Source organism: Arcticibacter tournemirensis (genome assembly GCF_006716645.1).
In the GTDB taxonomy this organism is placed as follows: Bacteria; Bacteroidota; Bacteroidia; order Sphingobacteriales; family Sphingobacteriaceae; genus Arcticibacter; species Arcticibacter tournemirensis.
Genome location: NZ_VFPL01000001.1, coordinates 4,226,984 through 4,239,718, shown reverse-complemented (window position 1 = coordinate 4,239,718; position 12,735 = coordinate 4,226,984). Strand labels below are relative to the sequence as shown.

Sequence of the window (12,735 nt, the reverse complement as noted above, 5' to 3'; positions counted from 1 at the left end):
CCTAAAAAAGCTATACACCAAACAAGTAGTGTATGGAAACAAAAAGAGCAGGAAAAAAGTCAACAAGGGAGAATAAGAATGTTCCCTTTACCAAGCGAGAAATTGAGACAATAGTCGAAATGATCGAATCAGGCGTACCCCGTCGGGAGATACGGAGTCAGTACGGGATGCATGAATCGACCTTGACCAATTGGATGACCCGTTATGGATCGAAGGACTATTATGCAGAACGCAGCCGGCGGTATAGCCCCTCAGAGAAGCGGTCCGTGCTGCGGGCCGTGGAGTCAGGGATGTCGGTTCGGGAAGCCTGTGTGACCTTTGGCATCAAATGCAGGACGGTAGTAGACCGTTGGGTGAGACAACAGAAAGCAGAAAATGCCGAACTTAGGCGTCAAATAGCACCCGTGAAATCAGAAGAGAAGGAACCAAAAGGAGATTCGTCAGGTCAAGTCAAGGAGCTGGAGGAACAACTGGCAGAGGCACAGCTAAAGATCCGGGCCCTGGAGACGATGATCGATATTGCCGAAGAACAGCTCAAAATCGATATCCGAAAAAAGTCTGGAGCCAAACAGTCACCAAAATGAAACAGCAGGAACCCGCAATGGGAATAAAGAAACTGTGCAGACTGTTTGGCAAGAGCCGCCATGCCTGGTATGACCACCAGTGGCGCTATCAGGATATTGGATTAAAAGAGGAGATCATCCTGCAGCATGTCCATCAGGTCCGTGAGTCCCTGCCGCGGACAGGCACCCTTAAATTACATTACATGCTCACTCCCATGCTGGCTGAGCATGACATCCGAATAGGGCGGGACTATTTATTTGATCTGATGCGGGAGCACGGACTGGATATCCGGCGCCGTAAGAGGCGGGTAGTGACGACCGATTCGCGGCACTGGATGCATAAATATGCCAATTTGGTGAAAGAATTGAGGATTAACCGTCCCGAGCAGGTATGGGTGAGTGACATTACCTATATCCGCATGAACAGCGGATGGGGATATCTCAGCCTGGTGACGGATGCTTATTCCAGGAAGATCATGGGGTACTGCTTTCATAAAGATCTGGCTGCTCAGGGATGTGCACAGGCTCTGAGAATGGCCCTGGACAATCGGATCTATCAGGATGAACTGATCCATCATTCAGATCGGGGATCGCAGTATTGCAGCAAAGAGTATGTATCTGTATTACTGGGCAGCAGGATTGCCATCAGTATGACTGAAAATGGCGATCCTTATGAGAATGCGTTGGCCGAGCGGGTGAACGGGATTCTCAAAGAAGAATTCAACCTGCACCACTCAGGACTGGGCTTTGATGACACTAAAAGAAAGATCGCCGAAAGCATCCGGGCATATAATGAGTTAAGACCTCATGCCAGTTGTGATTACCTCACTCCAGATCAGGCTCATTTGCGGGCAGGAGTCTTGATGAAACGCTGGAAGAATAAAAAATCAAAAAAGGAGGAACTTGCCCTTGTATAGTTCAATCAGGATTACCAAATTGCAGTGTATAATCCAATCAGGAATAACAAACCATAGTGTATAATTAATTCAGGATTTACTCATTAACCTGTATAGCTATTTCAGGACAAGACAATTTATAATACGGAGTGTCTAAGCGCTTCGGAACTTCTTCTAAAAGGAGTTTCTCTATCTTCGGTGCAGACTGCCGCTCGCTCCCGTGCTTCTTCGGTTTTTCTCGAAGAAGCACGGGAGGAAGACAAAGCATGGTCCCTAAGTGAGTGCTTTCCACTCTGAAGCGGTTCTGAACCGGGTCCGAAGCATTCATGTAAAATATTCGTAGGTTTTTAAATGCTTTGGGTTCTAAATAATAAGAATAAAGCGTTGGTATGCTTTATTCCATCATAATTATTAAAGATGAAAATCAATATTAAAGCCACGAACTACTTCTTCTGGGGGTTGGCTCTTCTTGTTATTCCGCTAAGTTTTTTATCGGCGCCCGAGGCTTCAGAGCATCATAAGATGCCGCCATTATTAAAACATTTTAACGAGATCGTAGCTCTGACAGGTTACTCAATGCTGGCTTTGTCCTTTGTCTTGTCGGCGCGGATTAAGTGGCTTGAACGTCAGTTCGGGGGCCTTGATAAGATGTATCAGACCCATCATAAAATGGCAGTGCTTGCTTTTATGTTTATGATAGCTCATCCATTTCTCCTGGCGTTACGCTGGATACCCGACAATGCTGCACGGTTTTTCTTAACGGTTTTTCCTCTGCATCGCCGGGATGAGGTGAACCTGGGCAGCTATGCACTATGGGGAATTATTTTGCTGATGATATTTACACTGCTTATTAAACTCCCATACCGCAGCTGGAAGATAAGTCACAAGTTTATGGGTGTTTTCTTTATAATGATTGTTATCCACACTTTTCATCTGACGGTGTCTTTCGACCGGAACCCATTGCTGTGGCTGTACCTGGTAATGGTTTCGGGCCTGGGGATCGCCGCGTTTATCTATCAGACTTTGCTGTACGGACTTTTTAATAGAGGATTCGTGTACGTGGTAAACACCGTTGAAAAAATCAACGGTAAAGTACTCAGTGTAAAACTTAGTCCCCGCGACCGCGAACTGAAATTTATTCCGGGTCAGTTTTGCTTCTTTAGTTTCCGTTACCCCGGGATGTCGCGCGAATCTCATCCATACACCCTTTGCAGTGGTGAAGGCAGCACGGTTCAGATATTAGTGAAGGCTCTTGGCGATTACACCTCCCGCTTATATGATACACTCAAACCTGGTGCGAAAGTGAGGATTAACGGTCCCTACGGCTGCTTTCACTTCAGAGATGGGATAGATGACCAGGTGTGGATTGCAGGAGGAGTTGGAATTGCGCCTTTTGTGAGCTGGATGAACGATTTGCAGCAACAGCCTGCAGATAAGCTTCGCGTTGAGCTTTATTATTGTGTGAACCATGAGAGTGAGGCGGTGTATCTTGATGAATTCAGGTCGTTTGAGCAAAGCTTTCCGGGATTTAAGCTGCATTTGATCTGCGCAGACAAGGAGGGATTCCTTAAAGTGAGGGATATTCAGGAAATACAAAAGAGGGAGATTTTCCTCTGCGGACCTAAGGCTATGAGCGTTTCTTTAAATGAGATATTCCAGGAAATGAACATACCACCGCAACTCATTCATTATGAAAATTTTGATTTTTCATAGCGTATTTATTTCGATAATTTCGGGTAATGATTCGGATCCATTAAGATCATGAGCGACACGGAGCTGATAAACGAAATTCTTAGAGGCAATATCAGTTGCTATAAGGAGATTATAGAAAAATATCAACCGGGGGTATTCAGGATATGTATGGGTTTTGTGCATCAGAAAGAGGATGCTGATGATCTGAGCCAGGAGATTTTCACCAACGCTTTTTTGGGACTAAGCAGGTTTAAGGGTCAGGCTGAACTGTCGACCTGGTTATACAGGATTGCTGTCAACGCCTGTCTGAACTTTAAAAGGAAATATGTAAAGGATCAGGTTTTACTGAGGTCGGGTACCATGGAGGATATGGAAGAGCAGATCGGTTCGGCCTTTTGTAATAGCGAATCCGCTGCCGATAAACTGCTGATGGATAAGGAATGTGCCGATCAGGTTCACAGGGCTATGAAGAATCTTCCCGATAAACAGCGTGTGGCTTTCATATTGAGCAAGTACGAAGATCTATCCCAAAAGCAGATTGCGGAGGTTATGGGGATTTCTGTTGGTGCCGTGGAGCAGCTTCTGCAACGTGCTAAAAAGCACCTGCAGAAGCAGCTGCTCCTTTATTACCAAACAAATTATCTTAAAGCATAGGAATAGAATGTTAATGGTTTCTAATTAAGCAGATATGGATGATTATAGCAACATGGGTGAGTTGGAAAAAATGATTGACCGGGTAATTAAGGCGGAAAGAGAAGTGCCTTTCGATACTCAGCTTTCGTTGAAAGTTATGGGTGGGATAGGCGCACGTGAAGTTCCTGTATATAGTTTATATCAAAAGGTTGTACAGAACATGGCCATTGCCGCCTGTGTGTTGATTGCTGTCTTTCTTGGAATCTATCTGGGGAATGTTTATAGCAGTTACACAGTTCATGCGCAACAGGAGTCGGTTTCTGCGAACGACGCTGAATTGGAGAAACTGAATATGTTTGTGGTCCAATAATGTAACCTGAAATGAGAGCAGAACAAAAAGTTAAATTTTTAACCTGGGGGGTGGTGGTGCTGGTGCTGTTAAATGTGTCGACGATTGCCACCATAATCTACCATATTCAAACTGAGAAAAAACAAATGGGACTTCGTTCAGAAAGGTATCCCGGTCCCCTGAAAGGGAGGGAGCTTATGGAGCATCTTGATTTTACAGCGCAGCAGCGGGAATCATTTCATTCGCACAACCGCGATTTTATGGAGGCTATAAGCGATATTAACAGGTCTTTGAATGAGAGCAGAAATAACCTGTTTGCTGAACTTCAGAAGGCTAAGCCCGACACTATAAAGTGCAATCTTATCTCTTCTGATATAGGACGTTTGCATAAGGCCTTGAAGATAAAAACGTACAGGTTTTATCTTGAGGTGAAGAAAATTTGTAATGAGGAACAGCAGGCGAAGCTAAACAGGGCGTTCGCACCGGTATTTAGCTTCGACGGCGGCCAGCAGTTCAGGCACAGGGGCAGAGGCCATCACTGGAACAATGATTAAGCAGCGCCCGTCCTTTTTCCACGTATGTTAGCGGCTTAATTCCTGCATGAATTTTATTACCTCGGGGGTCGAATAATCTGCTGCTCCTTCATGCCTGAAAACAGTCTTCCCGTTCTTATCGAATATTACCGTTGTTGGAATGGCTCCGGTAAGGAGATCTTTGGGAATGTCGGATAAAGGAGTATAGACTGGCAGAGAATACTTATGCTTGTCCATGAATTTCTTTGAACGCTGATAATTTGCATCAACGTCGACCATTAAAAAAACGAAATCCTTATTGCCCTTTAATTTTTCGTATAACTTGTTCACGGATGGCATTTCGGCAATGCAGGGTGGGCACCAGGTAGCCCAGAAATTAAGGAACACCACTTTTCCCCGCAACTTAGACAGATCAACTGTTTCGCCGGCTGGTGATTTGAATAATACGGATGCTGCCACGACGCCGGGGCCTTCAACGCCCCTTGCTACCTCAGGTTGCTTCTCTTTCATATCGGGTGAATAGAGGCCTGTTTTCATCAGGCCTTTTATCAGAAATGCTTTAGCATCCGGATTGACGACGACGATGATCAGCAGAATCACCGAAAGAATGAACAGAACGTTTGATTTGATATATTTAATGATAGACATAGAATAAACTTTCTTAAGTGAATTGTTTGACAGCCTCACCGAGATCGTACACTGGAGCCGGGCTGCCTGTTTCTGACGCAATGAGAGAGCTGGCGGCTGCACTTCTGTATCCTCCTGCACAATGAATAACAATGGGTTTGGAGGTGGGTATTTCGTTTATCCGGTTCCGCAAGTCGGGCAGGGGAATAGAGATGCTGTTTTCGAAGAGTTTCTTTTCTTCCACCTCCGAGCGGTTTCTTACATCTATTATGGTGTAGTCGTCTTTGTGCGCCTTAAAATGATCAAGGTCAAGCACCGGATTCTGCTCATCGGCTTCGTTTATTACGAAGGCGCCTTTTATCAGGCTTTCGTATCCAATTGATGCACTCCGCCGGATCATCCGGACGAGCTGATCGGAACTGCCGGCAGCGAGATAAAACGATTCGTCAGGCCTGATGATAGTGCCCAGCCATGTCTCAAATTTTTCCCCTTCCATGATATTGACGGAGTGGGGGAGATGACCCTGCTTAAATGTATCTTCTGCACGGGTGTCTACGATCCAGGTTTCCCGGGTGATCTCATCCGGTTGTGTTTCGCTGATCCGTACATGGGAAACACTTTCTTCAAAAGAAGGTGCCCCCTTTATATTAGTCTGCACATCAAAGGGAAAGTACGCCGGAATGAAGGGCTGATTTGATGTCAGCTCTGAAATGAACTGCCCGGGTGTCATCGGCTGAAGCGCCCAGTTACCGATCTTTTCGTTTCCGATGGTGCTGCTTTTGCTGCTGCTAAGGGATTTTCCGCATAGGGTTCCTGCTCCATGGGCCGGATATACGGTGACCTCTTCGTGGAGCGTCATTAATTTATCTCGTAGGGAGTAGTACATTTTTTCTGCCAGCTCTTCTCTCAGGGCAGCAGCGTTTTGCTGGGTTTCCCTAAGGTCGGGGCGGCCGATATCTCCAATAAACAGCGTGTCGCCGGTAAAGACTGCTTTATCTGTGCCATTATGTTCCAGAACGATGGAGATGCTATCGTTGGAGTGGCCGGGAGTGTTTAATGACTTGAGCTTTATATGACCGATTTCAATGATATCACCGTCGTCGAAAGGCGTAAAAGGAAAAACGGGCTGCATATGCTTGCTTGCGTATATCTGTGCGCCTGTAGCCTGATGGATCTCAAGGTGGCTGCTTACAAAGTCGGCATGAGAATGTGTTTCAATAACTCCTGTAATCTGAGCCTGCTCTTCCCTGGCAAACTCGTAGTATTGCTCAGGATTGCGCGAGGGGTCAATCAGTACAATCTTCTTTTCGCATTCACTTAATATGGCGTAACTGTAGTGCGACAGGTACCTGTCTTCAAACTGTTTTATTTTCATTGGTATATTTCTGTCTTGCCCGAATGTTTGCTTTCTCTACTGATTGAATTATTCGCGGCGATTCATTTTGTAATAATGTATACTGCAAAAGTAACAACAAAGGAGGTGGGGTTATGTAACTTTGATCACATTTTGTTGTCGTCGTAATTGATGACTGTGAATACCCTATGAATATTCTTATTCTACATTAAGATGAGCTGGAATAACCCGCCGTAAATTTGTATCAACAAAAAGGAGGTAATTATGGAAAGCACGATAAACGGCATACACCATATCACTGCAATAGCAGGCAACGCTAAAAGAAACTTTGAATTTTACACAAAAGTACTCGGACTTCGTCTGGTGAAGAAGACCGTAAACTTCGACGACCCTGAAACATATCATTTGTATTATGGTGACAAGAATGGTACGCCCGGTACAATACTTACTTTTTTCCCCTGGGATAATATCATGACGGGTCGGCGCGGAAGCCGGCAGGCAACCGAGATCGGTTATTCAGTTCCCGAAGGCAGTTTGGATTTCTGGTTGAAAAGATTCGATCAGCATAATGTTACCTATAACAAGGTTGCAGAGAAGTTTGGTGAGCCGTACTTAACGTTCCTTGATCCTGACGGACTGAAGCTGGAGCTTATTGTTTCCAGGAATGCTGACTTGAGACTGCCCTGGGAAACGGATGAAGTGAAAGGTGAAAATGCGACCCGAGGCTTTCACAACGTAACGATCACGAGTAACAAGATACAGCCAACTGCGGATATTCTAACGGAGGTGTTCGGCTACCGCTTGCTTGAGCAGCATGTAAACCGCTTCAGGTTTATTACCGATGCGGTAGAGAATGCCGCCATTGTTGATTTAGTTGAAGTTCCCGGTGAGCAGGTTGGTCATGTAGCGGGAGGATCTGTTCATCATGTTGCCTTCCGTGTTAAGGATGAAAATGTGCTAATGCAGTATAGGGAAAAGATTGAAAAGCTTGGTTTGCATATCACCGATAAGATTGACCGCAATTACTTCTATTCATTGTACTTCAGGGAGCCGGGTGGTGTGTTATTTGAGCTGGCTACCGATAACCCCGGTTTTGCCGCCGACGAATCTGTGGAAGAGCTTGGCTCTCATCTCAAGCTTCCTGCACAATATGAACAGTACAGAAGCAGGCTGGAGGAAACTTTACCTGAATTATATTAATATGTACACTCATAAAAAACAATATATCACCACAGGAGCGGCAAGTGCTGATGCCCGCGCCGCCCTGATCATGCTTCACGGAAGAGGCGCTGCTGCCGGGGATATTGTACGCCTGTCGTCAGCGCTGAACGTTGATTCGCTGGCTATATATGCCCCCCAGGCAACTAACAGGAGTTGGTATCCATATAGTTTCATGGCCGGCGATGAGCAGAACCAGCCGGCGCTGGCAAGCGCTCTGGAGGTTTTGAATGAGCTTGTAAGCGATGTTAACAAAGAGGGAATAAGCTCTGACCGGATCTATTTTTTGGGTTTTTCTCAGGGAGCATGTTTAACTCTCGAATATATTGCACGGCACCCATCCAGGTATGCCGGTGTTATCGCTTTTACAGGTGGGCTGATCGGTAAAACCCTGAGCCCCGGAAAATATGCCGGCGATCTGATGAAAACTCCTGTACTTATTACTACGGGTGTGCCCGACGAGCATGTGCCTTTCAGCCGGGTTCAGGAAACAGTGAAAATACTGGAAAATATGAATGCTGACATTACTTTAAAAGTGTTTGAAGGCCGGCGTCATACGATAATAAATGACGAAATTACTCTGGCGAATGATGTTATTTTAAGTAATGATGGTGTTAAATAAAGAAAAGAGGGCTGTTTACAATCGAAAAGCGATAGTGTTTTAGATTGATGAAAAAAATTTCTTTCTGAAAATCAGCATTCTGTGCGTATTGTAAGTTGCAACATTTATTTAAAAGAAAAAATCTTTGCAGATATTGCACTTATAACTATATTTGTAGTGCCCTCCCAAAGGGCATGTTTTTCATAGGTAGATGTAGGGTCGAATACTTGTATTCGACCCTTTTTTTTAACCAATTAGTATTATTTTTGTTGATAGCAGATGGATAGAAGAAAAATAGTGATAGCTGTAACAGGTGCAAGCGGTGCTGTGTATGCAAAAGTGTTACTTGATAAACTACAGCTTTTACAGGATCAGCTTCTGGAAGTCGGCCTTATTATGTCAGACAACGCGCTGGAGGTGTGGCAGCATGAGCTGGGAAATGATCTTTACAGGAGCTATCCCTTTAAGATATATAGTAAGGGAGATTTCTATGCTCCTTTTGCTTCTGGCTCTGCCCAATACGATTCAATGGTGATCTGTCCCTGTTCTATGGGAACACTTGGCCGCATCGCTTCGGGAATTTCGAATGATCTGACAACCCGGGCTGCCGATGTGATCCTGAAGGAGCGCCGGAAGCTTGTGCTGGTTGTGCGCGACACGCCCTTAAGTCTTATTCATATCAATAATATGAAGACTGTGACGGAAGCTGGTGGTATCATCTGTCCTGCAAGTCCTTCGTTTTACAGTCGCCCCGCTTCCGTAGAGGAGGTGGCAGCTACGGTAATAGACCGGGTTATCGATCTTATCGGTCTTAAGAATTCGTCATACAGGTGGGGAGAAGGGAGTTAAGACTGAGAATTTTCCTATCTTTGCCCCCTGATTATGAGCAGGAAGGTTGCATTTTATACATTAGGCTGTAAACTTAATTATTCTGAAACATCTACAATTGGCCGTCAGTTCAGCCAGGCGGGTTTTGAGGTTGTAAATTTCACAGATAAGCCAGACGTGTACCTGATCAATACATGTTCTGTAACGGATCATGCCGACAAGAAATGCCGTAAGGTAGTTAAGGAGGCATTAAAGCATTCGCCTCAGGCGTATATAATCATAGTAGGCTGTTATGCGCAGCTGAAGCCAAAAGAAATATCGGAGATCCCGGGTGTGGATATGGTGCTGGGGGCAGCTGAGAAGTTCAGGATTGTAGAGTTTTTAACCGATCTTACAAAACAGCCTAAAGCTACTGTCTATAATAAACCAATTTCGGAGGTAAATGAATTTGTGGCGTCGTATTCATATGGGGACCGCACGCGGACTTTTTTAAAGGTTCAGGACGGATGTGACTATTCATGTACTTTTTGTACAATTCCGCTGGCCAGAGGTGGAAGCCGGAGTGATACCATTGAGAAGATTACGGAGCAGGCGCGGGCAATAGCCGCTTCGGGAGTCAGAGAAATTGTACTTACCGGAGTTAATATCGGCGATTTTGGTATCCGGAACGGAGGGAGAGAAGATAAATTCTTCGACCTGGTGAAGGCTCTTGATGAGGTGGAAGGTATTGACAGGATCAGAATTTCATCCATTGAACCCAATCTTCTGAGCAATGAGATCATAGAGTTTGTGGCCAGGTCGAAACGCTTTGTTCCTCATTTTCATATTCCACTGCAGTCTGGCAGTAATAAGATACTTTCTCTGATGAGAAGGCGATACAAAAGAGAGTTATATGCCGACCGCGTTGCTAAGATCAGAGAGCTGATGCCCGACTGTTGTATCGGTGTGGATGTGATAACCGGCTTCCCTGGCGAAACCCGTGAGGACTTTTTAGATACTTATAACTTTTTGAACAACCTCGACATCTCTTATCTTCACGTGTTTACCTATTCGGAGCGCGAGAATACGTTAGCAGCTGCTATGGAAGGGAATGTTCCCGGCGCCCAGCGGGCGGACAGAAGCAAGATGCTGCATATTCTTTCGGATAAGAAACGAAGGGTATTTTATGAGTCGCAGCTTGGGAAAACGGAAGCTGTGCTGTTTGAGAGCGATCAGAAAGACGGTTATATGCATGGGGTTACGCGAAACTATGTGAAAGTAAGGGTGAAATACGATCCTGTACTTGTTAATGAATCGCGTGTGGTGAAACTTGTTGCTATATCTGAGGATGGGAATGTTGATATTGAGGAGGCGGCGGCAGAAGTTTTTTCTCATTAATTTTATTTTAATTATCAAGCCGTATATTTAGCACATGTTTCCAACCCTTTCTCACCTCATTGAATACTTCACCGGGATCAATATTCCGCTTCCGATTCAAACCTTTGGCTTTTTTGTAGCCCTGGCATTCATTGCAGGGTACTGGGCTTTTACTCAGGAATTAAAAAGGAAGGAGGCCGGAGGCCTTGTACATCCTTTTAAACGGAAAGTAACTATTGGCGAGCCGGTGTCGTCTTCAGAACTGATTCTTAACGGACTCTTTGGATTTGTTATCGGGTATAAGCTGCTGGACGGTGTTCTGAATTATGCTGAGTTTGTAAACAATCCGCAATCCTTTATTTTGTCGTCTCGGGGGAACTTTATCGGAGGCCTCATTCTGGGAGGGCTCTTTGCCTGGTGGGCTTATTCGGAGAAGAAGAAGCAGCAGCTGCCCAAGCCTAAAGTTGTAGAAGAAACTGTACATCCATATCAGGTAATGAGCTCGGCCGTAGTTTGGGCCGCAGTATGGGGATTTCTGGGAGCCAAAATATTCCATAACCTGGAATATTTAGAAGATTTTATGAAGGACCCTATCGACGGTTTGCTTTCTTTTAGTGGTTTAACCTTTTATGGCGGACTCATCTGCGGTGGTGCGGCTGTACTCTATATAGCGAATAAAAATGGTATCAAACCCCTGCATATGCTTGATGTAGGCGGTCCGGGGATGATGCTGGCTTATGCCGTTGGTAGGATAGGCTGTCACATGTCGGGCGATGGCGACTGGGGAATTCCGAATACTGCTCCGAAGCCGGATTGGCTGAGCTGGGCGCCGGACTGGATGTGGTCGTTCAAGTATCCGCATAATGTGATTCATGAGGGGGTGCCTATTCCCGGATGTGTTGGAAAATATTGCAATGAACTTCCTGTGGGCGTTTACCCTACTGCTTTTTATGAGGTCGTTATCTGTTTAATCCTCTTTTTTGTCCTTTGGTCTTTGAGGACGAAGCTGAAGCCCGCAGGTGTATTGTTTTCACTGTATCTTATTTTGGCCGGCGTAGAGCGGTTTTTCATAGAGCTTATCAGGGTGAATTCTCATTACCATGTTGGTGGCCTTAGTTTCACTCAGGCAGAGTTTATTTCTCTTGTTATGGTGGTCTCGGGAACCGCAGGAATTATCTGGTCTGTAAATAAATCAAAAAAACAGTTGGTTTGACAATGGATTTAGAACAACTTACCGCAAACGTGGTAAAACTTGCAAAGGAAACAGGTGCGTTCATTCGTGCAGAGGGTGCAATATTCGACGCTTCGAAAATTGAATACAAAGGGCTGAATAACCTGGTTTCGTATGTTGATAAAACGGCAGAAGAAAGAATTGTCGCCGGGCTCACCAGTCTTCTTCCTGAAGCAGGCTTTGTGACCGAGGAAGAAACAATTAACAAGACCGGCGATGTGTTTAACTGGATTGTAGATCCGCTTGACGGGACGACCAATTTTATACATGGGCTCCCTACTTTTTCAGTTAGCATTGCTTTACAGCAGAACGACGAACTTGTTTTGGGGGTAGTATATGAAGTTAACCGCGACGAATGTTTCTACGCATGGAAGGATGGGGGCGCTTATTTGAACGGGAATCCTATCTCCGTTTCATCAAATGAAGAATTTCCACAGTCATTAATTGCGACGGGCTTTCCATATTATGATTTTGAAAAGCTTGAGAAATACATCAATGTTTTCAGGGAACTGACTAAGGTGAGTCATGGCCTCCGTAGAGTAGGATCGGCAGCAGTTGACCTCGCTTACGTAGCCTGTGGCCGTTTTGATGCGTACTTTGAGTACAACTTAAATTCGTATGATATTGCTGCCGGGATGGTACTTGTGAGGGAAGCAGGAGGCGAAGCCACAAACTTTGCAGGCGGACCGGACACCTTTAATACCCGGGAAATTCTTGCCGGTAACAAGAAGCTTAATGAAAAAATGCGGGAAGTGATCGGAAAGTATTTTAACTAGTAGTAGGTTGTAAGTAGTAGGTTGTAGGTAGTAAGTTGTTGGTAATACGTATTAAGTATAACTGGGCGGGATAACCTT

At 45.1% G+C, this 12,735-nt stretch carries 14 protein-coding genes; 12 read left to right on the top strand and 2 right to left on the bottom strand.

Annotation, left to right across the window (positions count from 1 at the left end; genetic code table 11):
• Nucleotides 1–32: 32 nt before the first annotated feature.
• The 6 genes from BDE36_RS17880 (at nucleotide 33) to BDE36_RS17855 (ending at nucleotide 4,687) form a co-directional block, all read left to right on the top strand.
• Complete coding sequence (locus BDE36_RS17880) at nucleotides 33–584, top strand: transposase (RefSeq protein ID WP_141815946.1); 552 nt, start codon at nucleotides 33–35, stop codon at nucleotides 582–584.
• On the top strand, nucleotides 581–1,480 hold the full coding sequence (locus BDE36_RS17875; RefSeq protein WP_141814111.1) for an IS3 family transposase: 900 nt from the start codon (nucleotides 581–583) through the stop codon (nucleotides 1,478–1,480). Before BDE36_RS17880 ends, BDE36_RS17875 begins: the two co-directional genes overlap by 4 nt.
• A 396-nt stretch (nucleotides 1,481–1,876) precedes the next feature.
• Nucleotides 1,877–3,172, top strand: coding sequence for a ferredoxin reductase family protein (locus BDE36_RS17870; RefSeq protein WP_141815945.1), 1,296 nt, complete (start codon nucleotides 1,877–1,879; stop codon nucleotides 3,170–3,172).
• 48 nt (nucleotides 3,173–3,220) lie between these two features.
• Entirely contained in the window at nucleotides 3,221–3,805 is a 585-nt protein-coding gene (locus tag BDE36_RS17865; protein ID WP_141815944.1) for an RNA polymerase sigma factor, read from the top strand.
• A 34-nt stretch (nucleotides 3,806–3,839) separates the two neighbouring features.
• A complete protein-coding gene (locus BDE36_RS17860) occupies nucleotides 3,840–4,154 on the top strand; it encodes a hypothetical protein (protein WP_141815943.1) in 315 nt (104 codons plus the stop codon).
• Nucleotides 4,155–4,165: 11 nt separating this feature from the next.
• Nucleotides 4,166–4,687 (top strand): Spy/CpxP family protein refolding chaperone, encoded by a 522-nt coding sequence (locus BDE36_RS17855; RefSeq protein ID WP_141815942.1) that lies wholly within the window; start codon nucleotides 4,166–4,168, stop codon nucleotides 4,685–4,687.
• Between the two features lie 27 nt (nucleotides 4,688–4,714).
• Here BDE36_RS17855 and BDE36_RS17850 read toward each other — a convergent pair whose 3' ends face one another.
• Entirely contained in the window at nucleotides 4,715–5,314 is a 600-nt protein-coding gene (locus BDE36_RS17850; RefSeq protein WP_235904275.1) for a TlpA family protein disulfide reductase, read from the bottom strand.
• Nucleotides 5,315–5,327: 13 nt separating this feature from the next.
• The gene (locus BDE36_RS17845) at nucleotides 5,328–6,668 is read right to left on the bottom strand and encodes an MBL fold metallo-hydrolase (protein ID WP_141815941.1); all 1,341 of its coding nucleotides are present in this window, start codon (nucleotides 6,666–6,668) and stop codon (nucleotides 5,328–5,330) included.
• Nucleotides 6,669–6,911: 243 nt separating this feature from the next.
• On the opposite strand from BDE36_RS17845, the gene BDE36_RS17840 reads away from it, so the two are divergent.
• The 6 genes from BDE36_RS17840 to BDE36_RS17815 all read left to right on the top strand — a co-directional run bounded on the left by BDE36_RS17840 (nucleotide 6,912) and on the right by BDE36_RS17815 (nucleotide 12,657).
• On the top strand, nucleotides 6,912–7,847 hold the full coding sequence (locus tag BDE36_RS17840; RefSeq protein ID WP_141815940.1) for a ring-cleaving dioxygenase: 936 nt from the start codon (nucleotides 6,912–6,914) through the stop codon (nucleotides 7,845–7,847).
• Between the two features lies 1 nt (nucleotide 7,848).
• Nucleotides 7,849–8,487: an alpha/beta hydrolase gene (locus BDE36_RS17835; RefSeq protein WP_141815939.1), complete on the top strand. Its 639-nt coding sequence runs from the start codon at nucleotides 7,849–7,851 to the stop codon at nucleotides 8,485–8,487.
• Between the two features lie 258 nt (nucleotides 8,488–8,745).
• Nucleotides 8,746–9,315, top strand: coding sequence for a UbiX family flavin prenyltransferase (locus tag BDE36_RS17830; RefSeq protein WP_141815938.1), 570 nt, complete (start codon nucleotides 8,746–8,748; stop codon nucleotides 9,313–9,315).
• Nucleotides 9,316–9,348: 33 nt separating this feature from the next.
• Nucleotides 9,349–10,671, top strand: coding sequence for a tRNA (N(6)-L-threonylcarbamoyladenosine(37)-C(2))-methylthiotransferase MtaB (gene mtaB, locus BDE36_RS17825; RefSeq protein ID WP_141815937.1), 1,323 nt, complete (start codon nucleotides 9,349–9,351; stop codon nucleotides 10,669–10,671).
• A 34-nt stretch (nucleotides 10,672–10,705) separates the two neighbouring features.
• Nucleotides 10,706–11,863 carry a prolipoprotein diacylglyceryl transferase gene (locus BDE36_RS17820; protein WP_141815936.1) on the top strand — a complete coding sequence of 386 codons (1,158 nt, stop codon included), beginning with the start codon at nucleotides 10,706–10,708 and terminating at the stop codon, nucleotides 11,861–11,863.
• Nucleotides 11,864–11,865: 2 nt separating this feature from the next.
• On the top strand, nucleotides 11,866–12,657 hold the full coding sequence (locus tag BDE36_RS17815; protein ID WP_141815935.1) for an inositol monophosphatase family protein: 792 nt from the start codon (nucleotides 11,866–11,868) through the stop codon (nucleotides 12,655–12,657).
• The last annotated feature ends 78 nt before the right edge of the window (nucleotides 12,658–12,735 follow it).